20 protein-coding genes, 2 tRNA genes and 2 pseudogenes are annotated in these 25,138 nt (G+C 71.9%); 18 read left to right on the top strand and 6 right to left on the bottom strand.

Annotated elements, in window-relative coordinates; translation table 11 throughout:
• Positions 1-18: 18 nt before the first annotated feature.
• From ACXKR8_RS23170 to ACXKR8_RS23160, 3 genes and pseudogenes are all read left to right on the top strand, one after another.
• Positions 19-1,149, top strand: coding sequence for a hypothetical protein (locus ACXKR8_RS23170; protein WP_458274787.1), 1,131 nt, complete (start codon positions 19-21; stop codon positions 1,147-1,149).
• 130 nt (positions 1,150-1,279) lie between these two features.
• Positions 1,280-1,699: pseudogene (locus ACXKR8_RS23165) on the top strand (DoxX family membrane protein); the annotation flags it as partial.
• Positions 1,700-1,735: 36 nt separating this feature from the next.
• Entirely contained in the window at positions 1,736-2,167 is a 432-nt protein-coding gene (locus ACXKR8_RS23160) for a QcrA and Rieske domain-containing protein (RefSeq protein ID WP_458275067.1), read from the top strand.
• A 14-nt stretch (positions 2,168-2,181) separates the two neighbouring features.
• Here the strand turns inward: ACXKR8_RS23160 and ACXKR8_RS23155 are convergent, their stop codons facing one another.
• On the bottom strand, positions 2,182-3,237 hold the full coding sequence (locus tag ACXKR8_RS23155) for a diacylglycerol kinase family protein (RefSeq protein ID WP_458274786.1): 1,056 nt from the start codon (positions 3,235-3,237) through the stop codon (positions 2,182-2,184).
• Between the two features lie 132 nt (positions 3,238-3,369).
• Here ACXKR8_RS23155 and ACXKR8_RS23150 point away from each other — a divergent pair, with 132 nt between their 5' ends.
• From ACXKR8_RS23150 to ACXKR8_RS23135, 4 genes are all read left to right on the top strand, one after another.
• Positions 3,370-4,656: an adenylosuccinate synthase gene (locus ACXKR8_RS23150; RefSeq protein ID WP_458274785.1), complete on the top strand. Its 1,287-nt coding sequence runs from the start codon at positions 3,370-3,372 to the stop codon at positions 4,654-4,656.
• Between the two features lie 173 nt (positions 4,657-4,829).
• Complete coding sequence (locus ACXKR8_RS23145; RefSeq protein WP_458274784.1) at positions 4,830-6,185, top strand: aspartate aminotransferase family protein; 1,356 nt, start codon at positions 4,830-4,832, stop codon at positions 6,183-6,185.
• 117 nt (positions 6,186-6,302) lie between these two features.
• Positions 6,303-7,073 (top strand): GntR family transcriptional regulator, encoded by a 771-nt coding sequence (locus tag ACXKR8_RS23140; protein ID WP_458274783.1) that lies wholly within the window; start codon positions 6,303-6,305, stop codon positions 7,071-7,073.
• Positions 7,074-7,306: 233 nt separating this feature from the next.
• Positions 7,307-7,954 carry a hypothetical protein gene (locus ACXKR8_RS23135; protein WP_458274782.1) on the top strand — a complete coding sequence of 216 codons (648 nt, stop codon included), beginning with the start codon at positions 7,307-7,309 and terminating at the stop codon, positions 7,952-7,954.
• A 58-nt stretch (positions 7,955-8,012) separates the two neighbouring features.
• Here the strand turns inward: ACXKR8_RS23135 and ACXKR8_RS23130 are convergent, their stop codons facing one another.
• Positions 8,013-8,801 (bottom strand): SLATT domain-containing protein, encoded by a 789-nt coding sequence (locus ACXKR8_RS23130; RefSeq protein WP_458274781.1) that lies wholly within the window; start codon positions 8,799-8,801, stop codon positions 8,013-8,015.
• Between the two features lie 309 nt (positions 8,802-9,110).
• Here ACXKR8_RS23130 and purD point away from each other — a divergent pair, with 309 nt between their 5' ends.
• The 4 genes and pseudogenes from purD to ACXKR8_RS23110 all read left to right on the top strand — a co-directional run bounded on the left by purD (position 9,111) and on the right by ACXKR8_RS23110 (position 15,076).
• Positions 9,111-10,352, top strand: coding sequence for a phosphoribosylamine--glycine ligase (purD, locus tag ACXKR8_RS23125; protein WP_458274780.1), 1,242 nt, complete (start codon positions 9,111-9,113; stop codon positions 10,350-10,352).
• A gap of 389 nt (positions 10,353-10,741) precedes the next feature.
• Complete coding sequence (locus ACXKR8_RS23120; protein ID WP_458274779.1) at positions 10,742-12,361, top strand: hypothetical protein; 1,620 nt, start codon at positions 10,742-10,744, stop codon at positions 12,359-12,361.
• A 166-nt stretch (positions 12,362-12,527) separates the two neighbouring features.
• Positions 12,528-14,077, top strand: a pseudogene (locus ACXKR8_RS23115) (N,N-dimethylformamidase beta subunit family domain-containing protein).
• Between the two features lie 99 nt (positions 14,078-14,176).
• Positions 14,177-15,076 carry a phosphoribosylaminoimidazolesuccinocarboxamide synthase gene (locus ACXKR8_RS23110; protein WP_458274777.1) on the top strand — a complete coding sequence of 300 codons (900 nt, stop codon included), beginning with the start codon at positions 14,177-14,179 and terminating at the stop codon, positions 15,074-15,076.
• A 96-nt stretch (positions 15,077-15,172) separates the two neighbouring features.
• Here the strand turns inward: ACXKR8_RS23110 and ACXKR8_RS23105 are convergent.
• From ACXKR8_RS23105 to ACXKR8_RS23095, 3 genes are all read right to left on the bottom strand, one after another.
• Positions 15,173-15,247, bottom strand: a tRNA-Gly gene (locus ACXKR8_RS23105).
• An 83-nt stretch (positions 15,248-15,330) separates the two neighbouring features.
• A tRNA-OTHER gene (locus tag ACXKR8_RS23100) sits at positions 15,331-15,401 on the bottom strand.
• Between the two features lie 147 nt (positions 15,402-15,548).
• A complete protein-coding gene (locus tag ACXKR8_RS23095; RefSeq protein WP_458274776.1) occupies positions 15,549-15,866 on the bottom strand; it encodes a histone-like nucleoid-structuring protein Lsr2 in 318 nt (105 codons plus the stop codon).
• A gap of 423 nt (positions 15,867-16,289) precedes the next feature.
• On the opposite strand from ACXKR8_RS23095, the gene purS reads away from it, so the two are divergent.
• From purS to ACXKR8_RS23075, 4 genes are all read left to right on the top strand, one after another.
• Positions 16,290-16,559 (top strand): phosphoribosylformylglycinamidine synthase subunit PurS, encoded by a 270-nt coding sequence (gene purS / locus ACXKR8_RS23090; RefSeq protein WP_370149325.1) that lies wholly within the window; start codon positions 16,290-16,292, stop codon positions 16,557-16,559.
• On the top strand, positions 16,556-17,236 hold the full coding sequence (gene purQ / locus ACXKR8_RS23085) for a phosphoribosylformylglycinamidine synthase subunit PurQ (protein WP_458274775.1): 681 nt from the start codon (positions 16,556-16,558) through the stop codon (positions 17,234-17,236). The genes purS and purQ overlap by 4 nt, the downstream gene beginning before the upstream one ends.
• Complete coding sequence (purL, locus tag ACXKR8_RS23080; protein WP_458274774.1) at positions 17,236-19,491, top strand: phosphoribosylformylglycinamidine synthase subunit PurL; 2,256 nt, start codon at positions 17,236-17,238, stop codon at positions 19,489-19,491. Before purQ ends, purL begins: the two co-directional genes overlap by 1 nt.
• 100 nt (positions 19,492-19,591) lie before the next feature.
• Positions 19,592-20,467: an RNA polymerase sigma-70 factor gene (locus ACXKR8_RS23075; RefSeq protein WP_458274773.1), complete on the top strand. Its 876-nt coding sequence runs from the start codon at positions 19,592-19,594 to the stop codon at positions 20,465-20,467.
• A 6-nt stretch (positions 20,468-20,473) separates the two neighbouring features.
• On the opposite strand, the gene ACXKR8_RS23070 is transcribed toward ACXKR8_RS23075, so the two are convergent.
• A complete protein-coding gene (locus tag ACXKR8_RS23070) occupies positions 20,474-21,397 on the bottom strand; it encodes a DMT family transporter (RefSeq protein WP_458274772.1) in 924 nt (307 codons plus the stop codon).
• Between the two features lie 63 nt (positions 21,398-21,460).
• Between ACXKR8_RS23070 and ACXKR8_RS23065 the strand changes: the two genes are divergently transcribed.
• The 3 genes from ACXKR8_RS23065 (at position 21,461) to purM (ending at position 25,118) form a co-directional block, all read left to right on the top strand.
• Complete coding sequence (locus ACXKR8_RS23065) at positions 21,461-22,306, top strand: sterol carrier family protein (RefSeq protein ID WP_458274771.1); 846 nt, start codon at positions 21,461-21,463, stop codon at positions 22,304-22,306.
• Between the two features lie 101 nt (positions 22,307-22,407).
• The gene (gene purF / locus ACXKR8_RS23060) at positions 22,408-23,994 is read left to right on the top strand and encodes an amidophosphoribosyltransferase (protein ID WP_458274770.1); all 1,587 of its coding nucleotides are present in this window, start codon (positions 22,408-22,410) and stop codon (positions 23,992-23,994) included.
• A gap of 41 nt (positions 23,995-24,035) precedes the next feature.
• On the top strand, positions 24,036-25,118 hold the full coding sequence (purM, locus tag ACXKR8_RS23055; RefSeq protein ID WP_458274769.1) for a phosphoribosylformylglycinamidine cyclo-ligase: 1,083 nt from the start codon (positions 24,036-24,038) through the stop codon (positions 25,116-25,118).
• Positions 25,119-25,138 lie beyond the last annotated feature (20 nt).

The following is a 25,138-nucleotide window of genomic DNA, read 5'->3' as shown; positions in this document are numbered from 1 at the left end:
ATCCGCAGGGGGCCACGGATGTACCGACCACTGGCGCTGCTCCTCGCCTTCTTCCTCTATGTCGCCGGTGTGTGGGCCTTCGCGACGACCCCCTGGACGGCCATGGCCACAGCGGGGGTCGCGCCGCTGAGCGCCGACGCCCTGACCACCGCCACCGCGCCGACCCCGGCCGCCACGGCCAAGGCCACTGCCGGACCCGCGCCGACCCCCTCCCCGTCCGGTACCCCGACCACCTGGACCCTCAGTACCCTGCGCAACTACCTGGTGGCCGTGACCGAGGCCAAGGATCCGGGCGTCGCCCTCGCCGACCTCGACCGGATCACCCGGACCTCCCCCTACGTGGACGGCTTCTGCCACCCGGTGGCCCATGAGATCGGCCATGCCGCCCTGGCCAAGTACAAGGGGAACTTCGCCAAGGCGGTCTCCTACCGCAACGACGTCTGCGGCTCCGGCTTCCTGCACGGGGTGGTGGAGGAGAAGCTCTCGGAGAGCCCCAACCCGACCACCGCCGTCACCACCCTCTGCGCGCCGGCCCAGACCGGGTCCTGCATCCATGGCATCGGGCACGGCGCGATGTTCGTCGCCGATCTGGACGTCCGCGGTGCCGAGCAGCTGTGCGACCGCTTTCCGCAGGTCTACCAGCTGGAGGCGTGCGCCGAAGGCGTGTTCATGCAGCTGTTCGAGCCGGACGTGAGCGATGCCAAGGCGATGGCGAAGCTCCCGGCGAAGAAGCTGGCCGCCGAGCCGCTCTACCCCTGCCCGGAGCAGCCGACCGGCTACCAGAGCGCCTGCTACTTCTACGCGCCCTCCTACTTCCTGCAGACGCACGACTACACCACCCACCCCGGCGCCTACGTCCAGGCCCTGGCCTGGTGCCTCAAGGCTCCGAGCAGGACCGGCCGCGCGGACTGCACCCGCGGCACCGGCTCACGGCTGATGAAGTACAACATCGACCGCCCGGCCTGGACAGCGGCGCAGTGCGAGAAGGCGTCGCCCGGGCAGCGTCCCGACTGCATCAGCGGGATGGTCAGCTACTGGAACGTCAATTACCACGACGGTTCGGCCGGTTCAAAGCTCTGCCCGCAACTGAGCGGCGACGCCCGGCAGGTCTGCTCCCTCGCGACCGGCGGCAGCGGTTCCGCCGACTGATGCCTCGTCACTGTCCGCCAGGAGAACGAGAAGTGAGTACCCGTTGAGCATCGAAGCCAGCACGCCGACAGCCCCGCCGACCGTCACGCCGGAAGCCGCGCCCACAGCCACGCCCGCCCTCCGGCACGCCCTGCTCCCGCTGCGGCTGTTCCTCGGGGTCACCTTCGTCTACGCCGGGCTGGACAAGCTCGCCGACCCGCACTACCTGGGCGGCCTGGCCGATCCGGCCTCCTTCGCCTCCCAGGCGCACGCCGCCGCCGGGCACAGCCCGATCGGCGCGCTGCTGGACCTCGCGGTCCGTACACCGACGCCGACCGGTCTGGCGATGGCCTTCGGCGAGCTGGCGGTCGGGCTCGGCGTCCTGGTCGGCCTGTGGGGACGGATCGCGGCGGTCGGCGGTGCGCTGATCAGCCTGTCGCTGTTCCTCAGCGTCAGCTGGGGCGTGCACCCGTACTACCTGGGCAATGACCTCGCTTATCTGCTGGCCTGGACGCCGCTGGTGCTGACCGGGACGCCCGCCCTGTCGCTGGACGCGCTGATCCTGCGCCGCAACGCCGTCGCCATCGATGGGACCCGCCGCCGCCAGGTGCTGGTGGACAGCGCCATCGCCGCCCTGGCCGTGGCCGGAACGGGCCTGCTCACCGGCACGGCCGTGGCCCGCACCCGCACCCGCGGCAAAGCCGCCCCGAGCACCGCACCCACGGTCGCGGCCTCGGCCGGCCCGACCGTCCCCGCCGCCTCGGTCCCGGTCGGCGGCGCGGTGCGCACCACCGCGCCCGGCAGCGGCGACCCGGTGTACGTGGTCCAGCCGGAGGCCGGGACGTACGCGGCCTTCTCCGGCGTCTGCACCCACTCCGGCTGCACGGTCAACCCGCCCAAGGACGGGAAGTTCGTCTGCCCCTGCCACAACTCCTGCTTCGACGCCGCCACCGGCGCGGTGCTCCAGGGCCCGGCCACCAGGGCCCTGGCCCGGGTCGGCCTCACCCGCTCCGGCGACCAGCTGCACCTGGCGGGCTGACTGGCGCGAAAGCCCTACGCGGCCGGGGGGACGGTGAGCTGCCAGGCGGCCGGCTCGGCGGTCCAGGTGCGCTGCTGGACCGGGCCGCCGGGGGCGTCGTCGGCCTCGTAGGTGAAGCTGGTGGACGGGCCGCCGGTGACGGTGATCCGCCGGGCCTGCATCCGCACCGGCGCGCCCGACAGCGAGGCCGCGCTCACCAGCACCTCCATCAGGCAGGCATCCCCGTTCGCCGAACCGCCGGAACCTCCGCCGCCCCCGTTCGCCGCACTGCCCCGGGCCTCCGCGTTCCACGCGGCGACCAGCCGGACCGGGTGGTCCAGGTCGGCCAGCAGTCTTCCGTCGGCCTCCACCCGCAGCGCCTGTCCCGGCCCGTTCCGGGCCGGCAGCAGCTGGGCCGCGACGGTCCGGGCGGCCCGGCCGAGCTGCGCGCCCCATTCCAGGCAGGCGGAGGACAGCGGAACGCCTCGCCCGGCCGCAGCTTTGTTCGCCCTGAGCGAACGCTCGGCGGCCTCGCCGCGGACCTGCGGCGGCACCTCCCGACCTCCCGTCGCGGCGGCCCGGCCATTTCCTGACGCCGCGCCGCGGACCTGCTCCGCCGCTGCTCCGAGGCCCTGTCCTGGTCCGCCCCTGCCGGGGATCCGCAGCCCGCCGAGAACCACTCCGCCGCTCTCGTCCACCAGCAGTCCCAGGCTTCTCACGCTGCCCCGGACGACCGCCCTGGCCGCCTCCACCGGACGCCCGGCCGCCCCCAGTGACCTGGCCAGGGCCACCTTTTCGCCCTTTCCGATCGGGATGATCCCGACTGGTCCGGAGGCCAGTTCCGAGTGCTCGTGCAACAGCTGCACCACCTGATGCAAGGCATGGTCGTCACCGATCACAACCAGTCGCCTTCCACCCCTCCGCGAAAGCGTTCGCTCAAGCTCGGAGAGGTTGCGCGGCACCACCAGCTTCACCTCGAAGGCGGCCCCCAGGACGTCCCTGGCCACCCGCACGGATTCCCCGTCCAGGGCCAGGGCAGCGGGGGAGACCACCACCAGGAGTGCCACTCCCGCCGATCGCGCAGCCGACACCGCACTCCTTCCTCGGGTAATCTCTCGGTGTAAGAGCCCCTTGCGCTGTTGCGCCAGGGGCTTGGTCTATCCGGGGCCAGAACGGCGGCCTTCCGCCGTCTGTTGTGCCCCGCCCGAAAGGGGTGTACGCCTGTGCCCGCACTCGTGCTGGTCGGCGCTCAGTGGGGCGACGAGGGCAAGGGGAAGGCCACCGACCTCCTCGGTGGCTCGGTCGACTACGTAGTCCGCTTCCAAGGCGGCAACAATGCCGGTCACACGGTGGTCGTAGGCGATCAGAAATACGCACTGCACCTGCTTCCCTCGGGCATTCTCAGCCCGACATGCACACCGGTGATCGGCAACGGCGTGGTCATCGACCCCGGCGTCCTGTTCTCCGAGCTGGTGGGCCTGCAGGACCGCGGCGTGGACACCTCCAAGCTCCTGGTCTCCGGAAACGCGCATCTGATCACGCCCTACCACCGGACCCTGGACAAGGTCTCCGAGCGGTTCCTGGGCAAGCGCAAGATCGGCACCACCGGTCGCGGCATCGGCCCGACCTATGCCGACAAGATCAACCGGGTCGGCATCCGGGTCCAGGACCTGTTCGACGAGAGCATCCTGCTGCAGAAGGTCGAAGCCGCGCTGCACGACAAGAACCAGATCCTGGTCAAGCTCTACAACCGGCGCGCGGTCCCGGTCGAGCTGGTGGTCGAGGAGTACCTCGGCTACGCCGAGAAGCTGCGTCCGTACGTCGCGGACACCGTGCTGGTCCTGAACAAGGCCCTGGAAGAGGGCAAGGTCGTGCTGATGGAAGGCGGCCAGGGCACCCTCCTGGACGTGGACCACGGCACGTACCCCTTCGTCACCTCGTCCAACCCGACCGCCGGCGGCGCCTGCACCGGCTCCGGCATCGGCCCGACGAAGATCGACCGGGTCATCGGCATCCTCAAGGCATACACCACCCGCGTCGGCTCGGGCCCGTTCCCGACCGAACTGCTGGACGAGGACGGCGAGGCCCTGCGCCGGATCGGCGCGGAGCGCGGGGTGACCACCGGCCGTGACCGCCGCTGCGGCTGGTTCGACGCCCCGATCGCCCGCTACGCGACCCGCGTCAACGGCCTGACCGACTTCTTCCTCACCAAGCTGGACGTGCTCACCGGCTGGGAGCAGATCCCGGTCTGCGTGGCGTACGAGATCGACGGCAGGCGGGTGGAGGACCTCCCCTACTCGCAGACCGACTTCCACCACGCGACGCCGATCTACGAGAACCTGCCCGGCTGGTCCGAGGACATCACCAAGGCCCAAAGTTTCGAGGACCTGCCGCGGAACGCCCAGGCGTACGTCAAGGCCCTGGAGGACATGTCCGGCGCCCCGATCTCCGCGATCGGCGTCGGCCCGGGCCGGACCGAGACGATCCAGATCAACTCGTTCCTGTCCTAGCCGCCCTCGTTCGTCATCGGCCCCACCGCGCTCAGCCGCGGTGGGGCCGATGTGCGTCACCGCGTCCGGCTCGAACCGCTCACCCCGGCCCATTGACATCCTGTAGCCCTCCCTCGGTTTCCCCGAACAGGGTGTCGCTGCCAACGGCCGATTCCGCTCCGTAGGCTGCGGCCATGAGCATCTCTGTCGACTCCGCAGCGGGGCAGGCCGTCAAGGCTGCCGACCGCGCCCACGTCTTCCACTCGTGGTCCGCGCAGGCCCTGATCGACCCCCTCGCCGTCGCCGGCGCGGAGGGCTCGTACTTCTGGGACTACGAGGGCAACCGCTTCCTCGACTTCTCCTCCCAGCTGGTGAACACCAACATCGGCCACCAGCACCCCAAGGTCGTCGCCGCGATCCAGGAGCAGGCGGCCAAGCTGTGCACCTTCGCCCCGGCCTTCGCCGTGGACGTGCGCAGCGAGGCCGCCCGGCTGATCGCCGAACGCACCCCCGGTGACCTGGACAAGATCTTCTTCACCAACGGCGGCGCCGAGGCCAACGAGAACGCCATCCGGATGGCCCGGCTGCACACCGGTCGACAGAAGGTCATGTCGACCTACCGGTCGTACCACGGCGCCACCGCCAACGCGATCGCCATGACCGGCGACCCGCGCCGCTGGGCCAACGAGACCGGCGTGTCCGGCATCGTGCACTTCTGGGGCCCCTACGCCTACCGCTCCAACTTCCACGCCGAGAACGAGGCGCAGGAGTGCGAGCGGGCGCTGGCGCACCTGGAGGAGACCGTCGCCTTCGAGGGTCCGCAGACCATCGCCGCGATCATCCTGGAGACCGTGGTCGGCACCGCCGGCATCCTGATCCCGCCGGCCGGCTACCTGGCCGGGGTCCGCGAGATCTGCGACCGCTACGGCATCGTCTTCATCCTGGACGAGGTGATGGCCGGATTCGGCCGTACCGGCGCCTGGTTCGCCGCCGACCACTGGGGGGTCACCCCCGACCTGCTGACCTTCGCCAAGGGCGTCAACTCCGGCTATGTCCCGCTGGGCGGCGTCGCCATCAGCGGCGCGATCGCCGAGACCTTCGCCGAGCGCCCCTTCCCCGGCGGCCTCACCTACTCCGGCCACCCGCTGGCCTGCGCCTCCGCGGTGGCGACGATCAACGCCATGGCCGAGGAGGGCATCGTCGAGCACGCCAAGCACCTCGGCGAGACCGTGATCGGCCCCGGTCTGCGCGAGCTGGCCGACCGCCACCCGGTGATCGGCGAGGTCCGCGGGCTCGGCGTGTTCTGGGCCCTGGAGCTGGTCAAGGACCGCGCCACCCGTGAGCCGCTGACCCCGTACAACGCGGCGGGCGCCGCGGCCGCGCCGATGGCCGAGCTGGCCGCCGCCTGCAAGAAGCGCGGGCTGTGGCCCTTTGTGAACATGAACCGGTTCCATGTCGTGCCGCCGTGCAACAGCAGCGAGGCCGAGGTCAGGGAGGGTCTGGCGATCCTGGACGACGTGCTGACCCTGGCCGACGCGCACACGGTGTGACAAAAACCTGAGTAATCCTCGCAAAAATAGCGATCAAGGCCCTTAATTCACTCTTCCGGGTGGATTGAGGGCCTTACTCTTGGGAAAACGCGCCGAGAAGAAGGGGAGGAAACCACTGTGCCACCGCCGCCCAGTGGGCTCACGCCCCCCTTCACCGTCCGCGCCGCGCTCAAGCGCAGCAGCCTGCGCGAGCAGGTGGCCGGCGCGCTCCGGGACGAGATGATGGCCGGGCGGATGCCGGCCGGCACCCACTTCACCGTCAAGGAGATCGCCGACCTGTACGGGGTGTCCGCGACCCCGGTCCGGGAGGCCCTGGTCGACCTGGCCGGCCAGGACCTGCTCTGGATGGAGCACAACCGCGGCTTCACCGTCCCCAAGCTGACCTGGTCCGACTTCATCGACATCGTCGAGGCCAGGACCCTGGTCGCGGACGGGATGTTCCGCCGGCTGAGCGGTCGCTTCGGCGAGATCGACTGGGAGCGGATCCCCTCGGTCCAGCGCCGCGCCGACGCCGCCGTGCAGGCCGCCCGCTCGGGGCAGCTGGACGTGCTCGTGGGCTGCGACCGGCGGTTCTGGGCCGAGCTGGCCGGACTGGTCGGCAACCGCAAGCTCACCGACTACCTGGACTGGCTCCGGATCCAGTACTGGATCTTCTCCGCCCCGCATCTGCGCGGCCGTCCCGATCTCGCCGCCTACTGCTGGTCCGGGCACGCGGAGCTGACCGAGCGGCTGATCGCCCGGGACCGCGGGGCGGTGCACCGGATGATGATCGACTACAACCGCGAGTCGCTGCGGCAGATGGCCGAACTCTGCGGCGAGAGCCCCGACGACCACCTCCGCGGCTACGACGACCTCCCGGCCGTCCCCGCACAGCGCGGGACCTCCTGACGGCTGCCGCGCCGGGCGTTATCGTGTGAAGACTAAGAGCTTCCGGTGCTGGTGGGCTGGGTGAAGGAGCGGGGCGAGGGCCGAGCCTGGGCGGGGCGGACGAAGGAGTCGATGCGGAGCATCGGTCGACTGAGGACAACCCGTTCAGGCGACGGCCATCGCCCCGCGACGCCAGCCCACCAGCACCGGAAGCTCTAAGCCCCTAACCGGTGCAGCCGCACCCAGGAGTGCCCGTGGCCTGTGACATCTGGCTCGTCCCGCTCGTCGACGTACTCGTCCACAGTCCGGAGAACCCCTTCGCCGAGGATCTGGCGATCTACAACGGCTCGCTCGCCGCCCACGGCCTGCCCCCGGTGCCGGTGTTCCGGTACATGCCGGGCCTCAGCGGTGACGTCGAGCCGATCGCCGCGTTCGACTACGAGTCACTGCACTACCTGCGCCGCGCCTACCTGCTGCAGCTCACCAACCTCCCGGTCACCCCGGTCGACGGCCTCGGCGGCGACTACGAGCAGCTGCTGGAGATGTTCGAGGAGACCGCCGAGCACTCGCACCTGGTCTGGCACTTCGACCACGCCGGGGCCTACGTCCCGATCGAGTTCGAACGGCCGATCGTGGACGACGCCCTGCTCGCCAGCGGCGGCCCGCTGGGCTCCCTGCACGGGCTGCTCCGCGAGCTGGAGGCGGTGGCCCCCTGGATCGGCATCGACCACCAGTTGCCGCCGGTCCCGGTCCGCCCGGTCGCCCCCACCACGCTGGAAGGCCCGGCCCACCCCCCGGCCGCCAACGACGGCCCGTTCTCCCGCGAACGCCACGCCTGGACCGGCCTGCACGCGGCCACCATCCGCGCCCTCGGCCAGGGCTCCATGGTCGTCTTCGCCTGAAGCCTGCGAAGCAGTGAGGGGGGCCGCCACCGGCGGCCCCCCTCACTGCTTCAATGCCCTACCGCAGCGGCCCCTCCGGGGGACGCTGCCGCGGCATGGTCGGGCGGCCGCCCAGCGGCGGCAGCACCCGTACCTGCGCGCCCGAGCCCTCGGCCCGGCCGCCCCAGACGCCCGGGGTCTGCGTCGGCAGCTGCGACATCTGCGCGCGGAACTCCAGCATCCACTCCGAGGTCTCCGTCCTGACCATGTCCGAGACGTCCTCGCAGAACCGGCGCAGCACGCCGAGGCAGCGCTCGGCCGCCTCGCTCGCGGTGCCCTCGGTCGGGCCGAGCACCTCGCGCACGCACTCCGAGGCCCAGTCGAACTGGAACGCCTCCAGCCGGCGCTGCAGCGCCTGCCCGGTGCTGACGTCCCGCATCCAGCCGCTGGTCAGGCCGAAGCCCCGGTCGGCGCCCAGGCAGGCGCCGGCCAGCAGCAGCAGGACGTAGCCCCAGGCCGCCGCGCCGTGCCAGACATGGGTGAGGTCGATCAGCGGCAGCACCGCGCCGGCCACGCCGAGCAGCGCCGCCAGGTAGCGCAGCGTCCGCGCGCCGAAGCGTTTCCAGCGGCGGTCGCGGGCGTACCAGTCGATCGCCTCGACCGCGCGCTCCTCGGACCAGCGGTAGAGCTCCTCGAGGCGCTCGGCGGGTTCGCCCCAGTCGCCCAGCGGGAACTGCCGGATGCTGAGGTCGCGTCCACTGCTGGTCACCACCGGCTGCGGCTGCGCCGGGGCGGCGCCGACCTGCTCGTCGATCCCAGGGTCCGTGCCCCACGGACTCTCTTCGGGCTGCATTTCAGGCTGGCTCACCGTGGGAACTCCCTGTCCTTCCGGCCCATTGGACCCGATCGTCCCAGGTGCCACTGACACAAGCACTGCCCTCAGCCCTCCTGGTTCCAAGCCACTTCTTACCGCCAAATGGCTGAGCATGGGGCCGTTCCGCTCGGATTCGGACGTGAATTTGTCAACGAAACCGCTGACAGGCACCCCTGCTCCGGCCGACCCGATTCTCACCCGTACGGGTGGGTGGCCCGCTGGAGCGTACCTGACCCGGCCCCGGCCGGGCCCTCGGCGGGCGCCCCGGCGGAGGCCCCGGCGGCAGGCACTAAGCTCACCCCTGTGAAGGTCCTTGTAATCGGCGGCGGTGCCCGCGAACACGCCCTGTGCCGCGCACTCTCCCTCGACACCGATGTCACCGAGCTGCACTGCGCCCCCGGCAACGCCGGGATCGCCCAGACCGCCCGGACCCACCCGGTCGACCCGATGGACGGCGCGGCGGTGGCCGACCTCGCGGTCGCGCTCGGCGCGGAGTTCGTCATCGTCGGCCCGGAGGCCCCGCTGGTCGCGGGCGTGTCCGACGCGGTACGGGCCCGCGGCATCCCGGTCTTCGGCCCGAGCGGCGAGGCCGCCCAGCTGGAGGGCTCCAAGGCCTTCGCCAAGGACGTGATGGCCGCCGCCGGCGTCCCCACCGCGCGCTCCTACCTCTGCACCACCCCGGCCGAGGCCGCCGAGGCGCTGGACGCCTTCGGCGCCCCCTACGTGGTCAAGGACGACGGCCTGGCCGCCGGCAAGGGCGTCGTGGTCACCGCCGACCTGCAGGCCGCGCTGGCCCACGCCGCCTCCTGCGAGCGCGTGATCATCGAGGAGTACCTGGACGGCCCCGAGGTCTCCCTCTTCGCCGTCACCGACGGCGTCACCGTCGTCCCGCTGCAGCCGGCCCAGGACTTCAAGCGCGCCTACGACGACGACGAGGGCCCCAACACCGGCGGCATGGGCGCCTACTCGCCGCTGCCCTGGGCCGACCCCAAGCTGGTCGACGAGGTCATGGAGACCGTGCTCCAGCCCACCGTGGACGAGCTGCGCCGGCGCGGCACCCCCTTCTCCGGACTGCTCTACGCCGGTCTGGCGATGACCACCCGCGGGGTCCGGGTGATCGAGTTCAACGCCCGCTTCGGCGACCCGGAGACCCAGGTCGTGCTGGCCCGGCTGAAGACCCCGCTGAACGGCCTGCTGCACGCCGCCGCCACCGGCCGCCTCGCCGACTTCCCCGACCTGCGCTGGCGCGACGGTGCGGCGGTGACCGTGGTCATCGCCGCCGAGGGGTACCCCGAGTCCCCGCGCAGCGGCGACCCTATCTCCGGCCTGGCCGAGGCGGAGGCCGAGGACGGCACCGCCTACGTCCTGCACGCAGGCACCAGGGCTGACGCGGACGGGACCGTCCTCAGCGCCGGCGGCCGGGTGCTCTCGGTCACCGCCACCGGGCGGGACATCCCGCAGGCCCGTGAGCGCGCCTACGCCGCCACCGCCCGGATCACCCTGAAGGGCGCGCACCACCGCGGCGACATCGCCGCCAAGCTCTGACCCGCCCCGCCCTGAACTGCCCCGCCCTGAGCCACCCCGCTCAGGGCGGACCCACCACCACTCGCCAGGCCCAATCCCCGCCCCATGTCCTATCGGTGACCCCGCCGGAGGCAAGAGGCGCAAGGACCCAACCGTTCGGGTGAAGGGAACCTCATCCGGCTGACGCCCGGCCGCATCGGGTCGTATGGTGCGCAGGACCGAAGCGACTCGGGTGGCCCCTCAGGGTGCTGCCGCCGCGGAGGGGGGAGGCTGCGGTCAGTGGGAATCACTTGTCCGAGTGGTTCCGGACCGTTTCTGGAACGCCAGGGCCGGGCCGCTCGTCGTCATGGTGGACAGGCGGATCCGGCTCCAGTGGAGTCAGTCGAGTCGGTGGTTGGGGGTGACCGAACATGGCCGGAGTCGAAGCGGCACGCGACCGCGCCCAGGCGGTGCTGCGCGTTCGCGGGGCGGCCCTCGCGGTCGCCGCGCTGCCGACGGCCGTCGCTGCGGTCCTGGTCGCGGGCGGTATCACCGGTCGGCTCGGTGCGGCCGGGTCGTCCGACGCCGCCGGCTGGGACGTGGCGCGGTGGGTGGTCTGCGCGATAGCCCTGCTGGTGCTGCTCGCGGCGCTGGCCTTCGGGCTGGTGCTGCGCCGGGTGAAGCTCCCGCAGGTCCCCGCCGTCCTCATCGCCGAGACCGAGGCGCCCGAGCTCTACCGCCTGGTCCGTGACCTCGCCGAGCGGATGGACGTCCCCGCCCCGGCCCGGGTCGCGCTCACCCCGGACTGCGACAGCTGGCTGGAGGACCCCCTGCCGGGGGTCCCGGCCGAGACCGCGCCCGCCGGCGCCCCCCGCGGCCCGTTGGCCGCCGACGCCCTCGGCCGTGACGCCCTCGGCCGCGAGGCGGCCGCGCTGCCCGCGCCGACCCTGGTGGTCGGCTCCCCGTTCATGTGGTGGATGCGGGTCGCCGAGCTGCGCGCCCTGCTCGCCCCGGTGGTGGCCGGCACGGCCTGCTCCGCCGACCCCGACATAGCCGCGGCCCGCCGCTTCGTCCGGGCGCTGGACGCCACCCTGGGCCTCGCCGCGGACCGGGCCGAGCGGCCCGGCTGGCAGCGCCCCTGGTTGGTGCTGCAGGGCCGGGTGGCCCTGCTGCTGCTGCGCCGCTGCCGGGGCCATGCCGCCGAGATGGAGCGCGCCGTCGCCACCTGGGCCTCCGAGCAGGCCAAGCAGGTGGACTACGGGCTGCGGATCGCCGCCCAGGAACAGGTCGGCCTCGCCTACGCGGGCTGGGACCGGCTGCTGACCAGGGTCGCCCTGCCGGCCTGGCGGATCGGCCGCTGGCCCGGACGCCTGGACGCCGGTGTGGTCGCCGCGCTCACCGAGCTCTCCCGCCGCGACCGCCTCGCCGAGGGCTTCGAGACCCGGCTCGGCGAACGCCCCGCCTGCGACCTGCTGGAGGAGCCCGGCCGGATCGACGAGGCCGTCTCCCTGCTCGCCGCCCGGCTGTTCCACGGCGCGGGGGCCGACACCGCGCACTGGTCCCCGGTGGACTGGGCCGACTACCCGGTCGAGGTGGTCGAGCGGATCTGGCGCTCCCAGTCCGACGAGCTCACCGCCCTGCTGGGCCCGGACGACGACGGGGGCGACCGTCCCGGCAGCCGTCCCATCGACCGGCTGCTCGGCCGGCTCCGCGGCGGCCACGCCGAGGAGCTGGCGAGCGCGCTGACCAGCCGTCGGCTGCGGGCCGCCGGGCCGCACCAGCCGGAGTTCCAGCTGCAGCCCCCGCGCACCGGCCGCGACCTGCTCGGCGAGCACCTCACCGCGCTGGTCTGCTCGGCGGCCGTGGAGAGCGGCGCGGCCGAGGCCGGCCTGGACTGGCTGGACGGCCCGGTGCTGCTGGTCGGCGGGGTCCGCCGGACCGATCTGGCCGCCCCGATCGCGCTGGCCGTGGACCACGGCGACGACAAGCCGCTGTGCGCCTGGCTGGACGAGATCGGCATCCCGGTGGAGAAGCCTGTGCGCCTGCCCTGACGTTGACAGGTCGTCAGCACGTACGATGAGTGCACACCTGGGGAGCGGACGACCGCAATCGGTGACGGTCCGTCACCATGTGCGCCACGCACGACCGTAGGACCATGCTGCCGCATCCGGCGACAGCAACAGGCGCAACAGGACACGCAGTCAGGGGGAGCGGAGCGTGAGCGCGGAGCAGATCCGCCGCTGGGAGTCAGGAGCGCTCGCCCACGGCGTCACCGATCCGTTCGGCCAGGGCCCGCTGCCCTGGTTGCGCGGCACGGACCAGTACTTCGACGACACCGGCCTGATGGTCCCCTGGTACGTCGACCTCGGTCAGACCCAGGGCCAGCTGCCCCGGGCCAGGACCCAGCCCGAGGCCGACCAGCGCCCCGCGCTGGGCCGCCCCCGCACCTCGGACGACGTCGGCGGCCAGCTCAAGGGCTTCGCCGCCGCGGCCACCGACCTGGCGGCTCGCTGGACCTGCGGGTCAGCGTCGGCTCGGCCCGGGAGTTCACCGTCGACGTGTACCGGATCGGCCACTACGGCGGTGCCGGCGCCCGCCATGTCGCCGCGAGCCCCCGGGTCTCCGGACTGATCCAGCCGGCCCCGCTGGTGGCCGGGAAGACCGTCTCCTGCCACCACTGGTGGATGTCCTGGCGGCTGCAGATCCCGCTGCACTGGAGCCCCGGCGCCTATGTCGCGGTGCTCACCACCGCCGACCACGGGCACCGCAGCCACATCCCGTTCACGGTCCGCTCCAACAAGGCCGCCGACCTGCTGCTGCTGCTCCCCGACGTGACCTGGCAGGCGTACAACCTGTACCCGGAGGACGGCCGGACCGGCGCCAGCCTCTACCACGCCTGGAACGCCGAGGGCGAGCTGCTGGGCGAGGAGGAGGCCGCGACCACGGTGTCCTTCGACCGCCCGTACGCCGGGGCCGGGCTGCCGCTGCACATCGGCCACGCCTACGACTTCATCCGCTGGGCCGAGCGCTACGGCTACGACCTGGCCTACGCCAACGCCACCGACCTGCACGCCAGCGGGTCCGCCGCGGCCGGCGGCCGGGGCCGGATCGACCCGCAGCACTACCGCGGCCTGGTCTTCCCCGGCCACGACGAGTACTGGTCCGCCCCGATGCGGGACGCGGTCGAGGACGCCAGGGACAGCGGCACCTCGCTGGTCTTCCTCAGCGCCAACACCATGTACTGGCAGGTCGAGCTGGAGCCGGGGGTCAACGGCGAGCCGGACCGGATGCTGACCTGCCGCAAGCGCCAGCACCCGGCGGGCGGCCAGGGCGGCAGCGGGTCGGTGCTGTGGCGCGACCTGGGCCGGCCCGAGCAGCACCTGCTGGGCATCCAGTACGCGGGCCGGGTGCCCGAGCCGGTGCCGATGGTGGTCCACAACACCGACCACTGGCTCTGGGAGGGGACCGGGCTGCGCGACGGCGACCTGATCCCGGGCCTGGTCGCGGGGGAGTCCGACCGCTACTTCCCCCGGGTGGCCCTGCCCGACCACACCGAGCGCACGCTGCTGGCGCACTCCCCCTACCGGGACGCCAGGGGGGCCGCGCAGCACCAGGAGACCTCGCTCTACCGGGCCCCCGGCGGCGCCTATGTCTTCGCCAGCGGCACCTTCGCCTGGTCCCCCGCGCTGGACCGCCCGGGCCACACCGACGAACGGGTCCAACGCGCCACCGCCAACCTCCTGGACCGCATCTGCAAGGTGCACTGAGCATCTGCCGGGTGCACTGAGCAGATCCCCCTCGAAACCTCTGTGAAAGACTCAGGTCGGCCACCCCTACCCCCGAGAACTTTCACTGAGGGACATGTCTTGAGCGGATTCGTCGAGAAGCCCCAGCCGGTCCAGGTGCCCGGTCTGGTCCATCTGCACACCGGCAAGGTTCGTGACCTGTACCGGAACGACACGGGTGAGCTGGTCATGGTCGCCAGCGACCGGACCTCCGCCTTCGACTGGGTGCTGCCCACGGTGATCCCGGACAAGGGCCGCATCCTCACCCAGCTCTCGCTGTGGTGGTTCGACAAGCTGGCCGACCTGGTCCCCAACCATGTGATCTCGACCGACGTCCCGGACGGGGCGCCGGAGGACTGGGCCGGGCGCACCCTGGTCTGCCGCAACCTGGAGATGCTCCCGGTCGAGTGCGTGGCCCGCGGCTACCTCACCGGATCGGGCCTGGTGGAGTACGACCAGCACCGGACGGTCTGCGGCATCGCCCTTCCCGAGGGCCTGGTCGACGGCTCGGAGCTGCCCGCCCCGATCTTCACCCCGGCGCTGAAGGCCGAGGTCGGCGACCACGACGAGAACGTCCCCTACGAGGAGATCGCCCGCCGGATCGGCGCCGAGACCGCCACCCAGCTGCGGCAGACCACCCTGGCCGTCTACGGGCGCGCCCGTGACATCGCCCGGGACCGGGGGATCATCCTGGCCGACACCAAGTTCGAGTTCGGCCTCGCCGACGGTGAGCTGATCATCGGTGACGAGGTGCTGACCCCGGACTCGTCCCGCTTCTGGCCGGCCGACGAGTGGGAGCCGGGCCGGGCCCAGAACTCCTTCGACAAGCAGTTCATCCGCGACTATCTGGCCTCCCCGGCCTCCGGCTGGGACCGGCACTCGGAGGAGCCGCCACCGGCGCTCCCGGAGGAGATCATCAGCCAGAGCAGGGCCAAGTACGTCGAGGCCTTTGAGCGCCTCACCGGCCAGAACTGGGCCTGACCCGGCCGGTCGGGCCCCCGCCGCGGGGGCCCGACCGCGAGAAGGCACCCCGGAAAACACTTGAGGGCCGACTCTTTCGAGTCGGCCCTCAAACGATGGAGCGGATGACGGGATTCGAACCCGCGACCCTCACCTTGGCAAGGTGATGCTCTACCACTGAGCCACATCCGCATGGCGTTCGCCGTGTTCCGGCGAGAACTACTCTACCTGATCCGCAACCTGGCCTGCGCCAGCATTTCGGACGGTACGAGTCGAGCAGGTGACAGGGATTGCACACTGTGCCTCTCCCCTGGAAGGGAGCGCTCTACTACTGAGCTACACCTGCGAGCCCACCCCGTTGACCTGGGCCTTTCGGCTTCCGTCTCCGGCGTGTTCCGCTGAAGAGAACACTAGCCCATGGATCGGGACCGATCCACGAGGGTGGGTGATTAGAGAGCAATGGTCATGAAAGTCCGGTTTGCCCCACGGAACGTCAGCTCGCCTCGGCGAACGCCTCGTAGACGTGCTTCGGCAGTCGGCCCCGGGCCGGCAGGTCGATGCCGCGGGACTGCGCCCAGGCGCGGACGGTCGCCGGGTCCGGGGCGATCTCGGTCCGGCGCAGTGCCTTGCCGCCACGGCCCTGCTTGCGGCCGGCCGCCACATAGGGAGCGAGCGCTTCGCGCAGTTTTCCCGCGTTTTGGGCCGACAGGTCGATCTCGTACGACTTCCCGTCCACGGCGAAGTGGACGGTTTCCTCGGCCGTCCCACCGTCGATGTCGTCGGAGAGAGTTACCACTACGCGCTGAGCCATGGAAGCCAATCCTCATCGGATTTCGCCGAGGCCGTAGCAGCAGCTGAAACCCGCAGGTCGCAGGTACATTTTGGGCGTTCGCGAGAGTGCGGACGCCACGTGTTGTGCCGGGCGCGGGGTGTGCCCGCTGCCGGTGCCCGCCATTCTGCCCCTAAAGTGCTCCAAAATCGAAGAGGTAACTTTTTCTGTCTGCTATTCCGTGTCGGTTCGAGACCTCGCCGACACCTGGGGGAAACCTTCACAATGCGGAGAATGAGGCAAATTCCGGCATGATTTACGCCGGTACTCGGCGGCGCCCAGTTGTGTGAACCTCCGCACGTCACCCCGGTTCTACGCGCGTTGCACAGTGGGATCATCCAGGAGCCCTCCGTTCCCCCAGTAGAGTGGGGACTCCCCCCGCACCACACCTCACCGGGAGTACCCGTGGCACGCGTCGTTGTCGACGTCATGCTCAAGCCGGAGATCCTCGACCCCCAGGGCCAGGCGGTGCAGCGCGCGCTGCCGCGCCTCGGCTTCGCCGGGATCGCGGACGTCCGCCAGGGCAAGCGCTTCGAGCTGGAGCTGGAGGGGCCCGTCGACGACGCCGCCCTGGCCCGCATCCGCGAAGCCGCCGAGACCTTTCTCGCCAACACCGTCATCGAGGACTTCACCGTGAGGGTGGAGGAGCCCCAGTCCTCGGGTGATGCCGCGTGACCGCTCGGATCGGCGTCGTCACCTTCCCCGGCTCCCTGGACGACCGCGACGCCCAGCGCGCCGTGCGCCTGGCCGGCGCCGAGCCGGTCGCGCTGTGGCACCGCGACAAGGACCTGCACCAGGTCGACGCCGTGGTGCTGCCCGGCGGGTTCTCCTACGGCGACTACCTGCGGGCCGGTGCGATCTCCCGGTTCTCGCCGGTGATGGAGTCGGTCATCGAGCAGGCCAAGGGCGGCATGCCGGTGCTCGGCATCTGCAACGGCTTCCAGGTGCTGACCGAGTCCCACCTGCTGCCGGGCGCCATGCTCCGCAACAACCACCTGCACTTCATCTGCCGGGACCAGAAGCTGCGGGTCGAGAACGCCGACACCGCCTGGACCGCCGACTACACGGCCGGCCAGGAGATCAGCGTCCCGCTGAAGAACGTGGACGGCCGCTACACCGCGGACCGGCGCACCATCGAGGCGCTGGAGGCCGAGGGCCGGGTGGCCTTCCGCTACCTGGACGTCAACCCCAACGGGTCGATCAACGACATCGCCGGGATCACCAACGCGGCCGGCAATGTCGTCGGCCTGATGCCGCACCCCGAGCACGCGGTCGAGCCGCTGATCGGCACCGGCGGCACGGACGGTCTCGGCTTCTTCACCTCGATCCTGAAGCGACTGGTGAGCGCCTGATGACTCTCGACACCGTCAAGCACGCGACCGGGACCCCGGACGCCCCGCTGCCCTGGGCCGCGCTCGGCCTCAAGGCCGAGGAGTACGCCCAGATCCGCGAGATCCTGGGCCGCCGCCCCACCGGGGCCGAGCTGGCCATGTACTCGGTGATGTGGTCGGAGCACTGCTCGTACAAGTCGAGCAAGGTGCACCTCAAGCAGTTCGGCGACAAGAAGCCCGAGACGGAAGCCATGCTCGTCGGCATCGGCGAGAACGCCGGTGTGGTCGACGTCGGCCAGGGCTACGCGGTCACCTTCAAGATCGAGTCGCACAACCACCCGTCCTACATCGAGCCCTACCAGGGCGCGGCCACCGGGATCGGCGGCATCGTCCGCGACATCCTGGCCATGGGCGCCCGCCCGGTCGCGGTGATGGACCCGCTGCGCTTCGGCGCGCCGGACCACCCCGACACCCGCCGGGTGCTGCCCGGGATCGTCGCGGGCATCGGCGGCTACGGCAACTGCCTGGGCCTGCCCAACATCGGCGGCGAGGTCGTCTTCGACCCCTGCTACCAGGGCAACCCGCTGGTCAACGCGCTCTGCGTGGGCGTGATGAAGCACGAGGACATCCACCTCGCGCAGGCCTTCGGCCCCGGCAACAAGGTCGTCCTGTACGGGGCCCGCACCGGCGGCGACGGCATCGGCGGCGCCTCGATCCTGGCCTCGGAGACCTTCGACGCGACCAAGCCGTCCAAGCGTCCCGCGGTCCAGGTCGGCGACCCGTTCCAGGAGAAGCTGCTGATCGAGTGCACCCTGGAGATCTTCAAGGAGAAGCTGGTCTCCGGCATCCAGGACTTCGGTGCGGCCGGCCTGTCCTGCGCCACCAGCGAGCTGGCCTCGGCCGGTTCCGGCGGCATGCGGGTCCACCTCGAGGACGTGCCGCTGCGCGACAACACGCTCACTCCTGAGGAGATCCTCATGAGCGAGTCGCAGGAGCGCATGTGCGCCATCGTCGAGCCCGGCAACGTCGCCCGCTTCCTGGAGATCTGCGAGAAGTGGGACGTGATCGCCACCGTCATCGGTGAGGTCACCGAGGGCGAGCGGCTGGAGATCTTCTGGCACGGCGAGCAGATCGTGGACGTGCCGCCGCGCAGCGTCGCCCACGACGGCCCGGTGCTCAACCGCCCCTACGCCCGCCCGTCCTGGCAGGACGCGCTGCAGGCCGACGCCCCCACCGCGGAGCGGCTGAAGCGGCCCGCGAGCGGCGACGAGCTGCGCGCGGCCGTGCTGCAGCTGGTCGGCTCGCCGAACCAGGCCGACAAGTCCTGGATCACCTCGCAGTACGACCGCTTCGTGCTCGGCAACACGGTTCTCGCCACCCCCGAGGACTCCGGCATGATCCGGGTCGACGAGGACACCGACCTCGGCGTGGCCATCGCCACTGACGGCAACGGCCGCTTCGCCAAGCTGGACCCGTACACCGGCGCGCAACTGGCCCTGGCCGAGGCGTACCGCAATGTCGCCGCGACCGGCGCCAAGCCGCTGGCGGTCTCCGACTGCCTCAACTTCGGCTCCCCCGAGGACCCGGACGTGATGTGGCAGTTCGCCGAGGCCACCCGTGGTCTCGCGGACGCCTGCCTGGTCCTGGGCACCCCGGTCACCGGCGGCAATGTCTCGCTCTACAACCAGACCGGGACGGTCGCCATCCACCCGACCCCGGTGGTCGCGGTGCTCGGCGTCATCGACGACGTCAACCGCCGGACGCCGATGGCCTTCGCGGAGGAGGGCCAGCTGGTCTACCTGCTCGGTGACACCGCGGACGAGCTGGGCGGCTCGGCCTGGACCCAGGTCGCGCACGACCACCTCGGCGGCCTGCCGCCCAGGCTGGACCTGGAGCGGGAGCGGCTGCTGGCCGAGATCCTGATCTCCGGCTCCCGCGACGGCATGGTCGACGCGGCGCACGACCTCTCCGACGGCGGCCTGATCCAGGCGCTGACCGAGAGCTGCCTGCGCGGCGGCCAGGGCGCCAGGATCGTCGTCCCGGACGGTCTCGACCCGTTTGTGTTCCTCTTCAGCGAGTCGGCCGGGCGGGCGATCGTGGCCGTCCCGCGCAGCGAGGAGCTCCGCTTCACCGAGATGTGCGGGGTCCGCGGCCTCCCGGCCACCCGGATCGGGGTGCTGGACGGCGCGGTGATCGAGATCCAGGGCCAGTTCACGCTGTCCCTGGACGAGCTCCGCGAGGCGCACACCGGCGTCATCGAGGCCCTGATCGGCTGACCCTGACCCACCGTCACCACGCGTCACCCGTATCACCCGCTGCCCCCGACGGCCTCCCCGGCCGGTCGGGGGCGGCGGTGCTTGCGGTAGTTTCCGGGGCATGACCGACGACGCCCTCGCCCTGTTCCAGGAGCACCGCCCGGTGCTCTTCGGCATCGCCTACCGGATGCTCAGCAGCGCCGCCGACGCGGAGGACATCCTCCAGGACGCCTGGCTCAACTGGAGCAGGGTCGACCTGGCCGGCGTCGCCGAGCCCCGCGCCTACCTGGCCCGCACGGTCACCAACCTGTCGCTGAACCGCCTCGGCTCGGCCGCCGTCCGGCGCGAGGCCTATGTCGGCACCTGGCTGCCGGAGCCGCTGGTGACCGTCCCGGACGCGGGCGGGGAGGTGGAGCTGGCCGAGGACGTCTCACTGGCCGTGCTGGTGGTCCTGGAGGCGCTCTCGCCGCTGGAGCGGGCGGTCTTCGTGCTCAAGGAGGTCTTCGGCTTCGCCTACGCCGAGATCGCCGGGATGCTGGACCGCACCGAGGTGTCGGTGCGTCAGGTCGGCAGCCGGGCCCGGGCCCACGTCCACGCCGGGCGGCCCCGGTACGAGGCCCCGCCGGAGCTGCGCCGCCAGGTCACCGACGAGTTCCTGGCGGCCTGCGTCGGCGGCGACCTGAACCGGATGATGGAGATGCTCGCGCCGGACGTGACGCTGTGGTCCGACGGCGGCGGCAAGGTCAAGGCCGCGCTGCGGCCGATCAGCGGGGCGGACAAGGCGGCCCGCTGGATCCTCGGCATCGTCGAGCGCAGGATTCCCGACTTCGGCATCCACCACGTCGACATCAACGGTCAGCCGGGGCTGCTGTTCAGCTCGGGCGAGACCACCGACTCGGTGATGGTGCTGGAGCTGGACGACCGGACCGGGATCACCGGCATCCGGCTGGTCCGCAACCCCGACAAGCTCGGACACGTCACCGTGCCGAAGGCCTGACTCCGTTCAGCGCCGCCCGTGCAGCCGGGAGACCGCCACGCCGGCCAGGCACAGCGCGCCGCCGCCGAGGGCCACCGCGGTCGGGACCTCGCCGAGGATCAGCCAGCCCAGCAGGATCGAGATCGGCGGCACCAGGTAGGTGGTCACGCCCAGCCGGCCGGCGCTGGTCCGGGCCAGCGCGTAGGCCCAGGTGGTGAAGGCGACCGCGGTCGGCAGCGCGCCCAGGTAGAGCGCCCAGAGCAGCGGCGACGCACTGGCGTGCGAGGTCTCCCGGACCAGGGCGGGCGCGAACGGCAGGCAGGCGACCGCGCCGACGGTGCAGGCCAGCCAGGTCACCTGGAGCGCCGAGACCCGGGTCAGCAGCGGCTTCTGGATCACCACCGCGCAGGCGTACGCCAGCGCCGCGACGAAGCAGAGCAGCGCGGCCCAGCCCATTGAGGAGCCGCCGCCCTTGGCCGAGGAGAAGCCGATCACCACCAGGCCGCCGAAGGAGAGCACGATTCCGGCCATCAGCGGCCTGGGGAAGCCCTCTCGCAGCACCACCCCGGCGATCAGCGCCATCAGCACCGGGCCCACCCCGATCAGCATCGCCGCCGTCCCCGCGTCCACCAGCCGCTCGGCGGCGTTCAGGCCCACGTTGTAGAGGCCGAACCAGAGCACCCCGCAGGCGGCGATCTTGGGCAGGTCCCGGCGGGCCGGGAACGGCTCGCGCCGGAGCGCGACGAAGCCGCCGAGCACCACGCTGCCGATCAGCAGCCGGGCCAGGGCCAGCGGCCCCGGCTGCAGCGCGTGCCCGGCGGCCCTGATGCCGACGAAGGCGGAGGCCCACAGCAGCACGGTGACCCCGGCGGCGGCGGAGGCGAGCAGGGTCTGCGAACGGACGGGCGTGGCGGCGGGCGGGGACGGGGCAAGGACGGGTTCGGCGCTCATGACAGCAGCGTCGCTGGCCTTATGTCCTGGCGACAAGCGAGATTCGTGCCTACTGTCGCTCACATGCCGCCAGCCACCCGCACCCCCCGGGCCCGTACCTACGACCCGGGCCGGACCCGCACCGCCCTCGCTGCCCAGGCGGAGGTGCTCCGCACCGCCGTCCACACCCTGTGCACGGACCCGGCCGCGGAGGCGCTGCTGGCCGCGCCGACCCGGCTGGGCGCCTGGCGGGTGCGGGAGCTGGTCGCGCACCTGGGCACGGTCTTCGACGCGGTGTCCCGCAAGGCCGGTCTGGACGGCGGGGCCGGGGAGCCGCTGACCCTCACCGGCTGGGCCACCGCGACCAGGACCCAGGCCGCGGACATCGCCGCCGTCGCCGCCGGGGAGGCCGCCGCCGACCAGCGGTTCGGCGGTACTCCGGACCAGGTGGCGGCCGCGGTCGACGCCGCCGTCGACGGGATGCTGAGGACCCTGGCCGACGCCCCGGACTTCGCGCCCGGGCTGCGCGTCCCGACCCGCTTCGGCCCGATGCTGTTCACCGACTACCTGGTCACCCGGGTGCTGGAGACCGTGGTGCACGGCGACGACCTGGCCGCGGCGCTGGGGACCGAGCTGCCGCACGACCGGCAGGCCCTGGCGGCGACCACCCGGCTGCTGGCCGACACCCTCGCCGCGCAGGCCCCCGGCGGCTCGGTGGAGCTGCGGATCCCGCCGTTCGCGGTGGTCCAGTGCGTCGCCGGGCCCCGGCACACCCGGGGGACGCCGCCCAATGTGGTGGAGACCGCCCCGCTGGTGTGGATCCGGCTGGCGACCGGCCGCCGGAGCTGGGCCCAGGCGCTGGACGTGGCGGAACTCACGGCCAGCGGTGAGCGCAGCGATCTCTCGCCGCTACTCCCGGTGATGGGCTGACCGGATCCGACGCTGGTCTACGCGCGTCCGGTCCGGCCGCGGTGACCTGCGGCTCGTCGCCCATTCGGCTCCCGGTGCCGGACTGCCCTAGACTCGGTACCGTGCCACGCGGTGACGGACGACTCAGCCATGACCTCCTTCCCGGCGAGAAGGGCCCCCAGGACGCCTGCGGTGTCTTCGGTGTCTGGGCCCCCGGCGAAGAGGTCGCCAAGCTCTCCTATTTCGGGCTGTATGCCCTGCAGCACCGCGGACAGGAGTCCGCGGGCATCGCAGTGAGCAACGGCTCGCAGATCCTGGTCTACAAGGACATGGGCCTGGTCTCCCAGGTCTTCGACGAGACCTCCCTCGGCTCCCTGCTCGGCCACATCGCCGTCGGGCACTGCCGCTACTCGACCACCGGCTCCTCGGTGTGGGAGAACGCCCAGCCGACCTTCCGGGCCACCGCCCGCGGCTCGCTGGCGCTCGGCCACAACGGCAACCTGGTGAACACGGCCGAGCTGGCCGAGATGGTCGCCGAGCTGCCGGGCGAGCTGCACGTCTCCCGCTCCGGCCGCTCCGCGGTCACCAATGACACCGACCTGGTGACGGCCCTGCTGGCCGGCTACCCGGACCTGTCGATCGAGGAGACCGCCCGGCTGATCCTGCCCAAGGTCAAGGGCGCCTTCTCGCTGGTCTTCATGGACGAGCAGACCCTCTACGCGGCCCGCGACCCGCAGGGCATCCGCCCGCTGGTGCTGGGCCGGCTGGAGCGCGGCTGGGTGGTCGCCTCGGAGACCGCGGCGCTGGACATCGTCGGCGCCTCCTTCATCCGCGAGGTCGAGCCCGGCGAGCTGATCGCCGTGGACGAGAACGGCCTGCGCACCTCCCGCTTCGCCGAGGCCAAGCCCAAGGGCTGCGTCTTCGAGTACGTCTACCTGGCCCGCCCGGACACCACCATCGCCGGGCGGAACGTGCACCTCTCCCGGGTGGAGATGGGCCGCCGGCTGGCCAAGGAGGCCCCGGCCGAGGCCGATCTGGTGATAGCGACACCGGAGTCGGGCACCCCGGCCGCGATCGGCTACGCCGAGGCCAGCGGGATCCCCTACGGCTCGGGCCTGGTGAAGAACGCCTACGTCGGCCGTACCTTCATCCAGCCCAACCAGACCATCCGGCAGCTGGGCATCCGGCTGAAGCTGAACCCGCTCAAGGACGTCATCCGAGGCAAGCGGCTGGTCGTGGTGGACGACTCGATCGTCCGCGGCAACACCCAGCGCGCGCTGGTCCGGATGCTCCGCGAGGCCGGCGCCGCCGAGGTCCACATCCGGATCTCCTCGCCGCCGATCAAGTGGCCCTGCTTCTTCGGGATCGACTTCGCCACCCGCGCCGAGCTGATCGCCAACGGCCTGTCGGTCGAGGAGATCGGCGCCTCGCTGGGCGCGGACTCGCTGGCCTTCATCAGCACCGAGGGCATGGTCGAAGCGACCGACCAGCCCCAGGAGCGGCTCTGCACCGCCTGCTTCACCGGCGAGTACCCGATGGAGCTGCCGGACCCGGAGCTGCTCGGCAAGTACCTGCTGGAGGCCGAGATCGCCTCGGCCGGGAAGCCCCCGGCGACCCGCAGCAACGCGGCCAAGCACCGCTCCGACGCCGACGGCGTGCAGTCCATGGTCGGCGGCATCGGCGCCTCCGACGCGCTGCGCCGCCCGTAGTTCAGTCTTCAGTTGTGACAAACCCTGAGAGGGCCGTTCCCGTGAGCGACCAGACCACTCCCACCGGAGCCACCTACGCCGCGGCAGGCGTCTCGATCGAGGCGGGGGACCTCGCCGTCGAGCTGATGAAGCAGTGGGTCCGCAAGGCCACCCGGCCCGAGGTGGTCGGCGGCATCGGCGGCTTCGCCGGGCTGTTCGACGCCAGCGCGCTGAAGCGGTACGAGCGGCCGCTTCTGGCCTCGGCGACCGACGGGGTGGGCACCAAGGTGGCCATCGCGGCCGCCCTGGACAAGCACGACACCATCGGCCACGACCTGGTCGGCATGGTCGTGGACGACCTGGTGGTCTGCGGCGCCGAGCCGCTGTTCATGACCGACTACATCTGCGTCGGCAAGGTCCACCCGGAGCGGGTGGCCCAGATCGTCAAGGGCATCGCCGAGGGCTGCGTGCTGGCCGGCTGCGCCCTGGTCGGCGGCGAGACCGCCGAGCACCCCGGGCTGCTCGGCCCGGACGAGTACGACGTGGCCGGCGCGGGCACCGGCGTGGTCGAGGCCGACGCGCTGCTCGGCCCGGAGCGGGTACGGGCCGGCGACGTGGTGATCGCCATGGCCGCGTCCGGACTGCACTCCAACGGCTACTCGCTGGTCCGCCATGTGCTGCTGAACGAGGCCGGCTGGAAGCTGGACCGCCAGGTCGAGGAGTTCGGCCGGACCCTCGGCGAGGAGCTGCTGGAGCCGACCAGGATCTACTCCCTGGACTGCCTGGCGCTGACCCGGGCCACCGAGGTCCACGCCTTCTCCCACGTCACCGGCGGCGGCCTGGCGGCCAACCTGGCCCGGGTGGTCCCCGCGGGCCTGCACGCCCGGCTCGACCGGGGCACCTGGACCCCGCTTCCGATCTTCCAGACCGTGGCCGAGGTCGGCCGGATGCAGACCCTGGAGATCGAGAAGACCCTGAACATGGGCATCGGCATGGTCGCCGTGGTCCCGCCGGAGTCCGTGGACGCGGTGCTGGCGATCCTGGCCGACCGCGACGTCGAGGCCTGGCTGCTCGGCGACATCGTCGACCGCACGGGCGACTGGAACAACGGCGGCGCAGCCCTGTACGGGACGTACGCCGAGTAGGACAGTGTCCGGTACGGGGG

This window comes from Streptacidiphilus sp. PAMC 29251, assembly GCF_054208735.2.
This window is presented reverse-complemented; position numbering and strand designations above follow the sequence as displayed.

What these genes read in the sequence shown, in the direction of transcription:
- ACXKR8_RS23095 (WP_458274776.1), bottom strand. Translation starts at nt 15,866, where the DNA reads ATGGCTCAGCGCGTAGTGGTAACTCTCTCCGACGACATCGACGGTGGG.
- ACXKR8_RS23120 (WP_458274779.1), top strand. Translation starts at nt 10,742, where the DNA reads ATGGCCGGAGTCGAAGCGGCACGCGACCGCGCCCAGGCGGTGCTGCGC.
- purL (WP_458274774.1), top strand. Translation starts at nt 17,236, where the DNA reads ATGACTCTCGACACCGTCAAGCACGCGACCGGGACCCCGGACGCCCCG.
- ACXKR8_RS23065 (WP_458274771.1), top strand. Translation starts at nt 21,461, where the DNA reads ATGCCGCCAGCCACCCGCACCCCCCGGGCCCGTACCTACGACCCGGGC.
- ACXKR8_RS23170 (WP_458274787.1), top strand. Translation starts at nt 19, where the DNA reads ATGTACCGACCACTGGCGCTGCTCCTCGCCTTCTTCCTCTATGTCGCC.
- ACXKR8_RS23070 (WP_458274772.1), bottom strand. Translation starts at nt 21,397, where the DNA reads ATGAGCGCCGAACCCGTCCTTGCCCCGTCCCCGCCCGCCGCCACGCCC.
- ACXKR8_RS23075 (WP_458274773.1), top strand. Translation starts at nt 19,592, where the DNA reads ATGACCGACGACGCCCTCGCCCTGTTCCAGGAGCACCGCCCGGTGCTC.
- ACXKR8_RS23145 (WP_458274784.1), top strand. Translation starts at nt 4,830, where the DNA reads ATGAGCATCTCTGTCGACTCCGCAGCGGGGCAGGCCGTCAAGGCTGCC.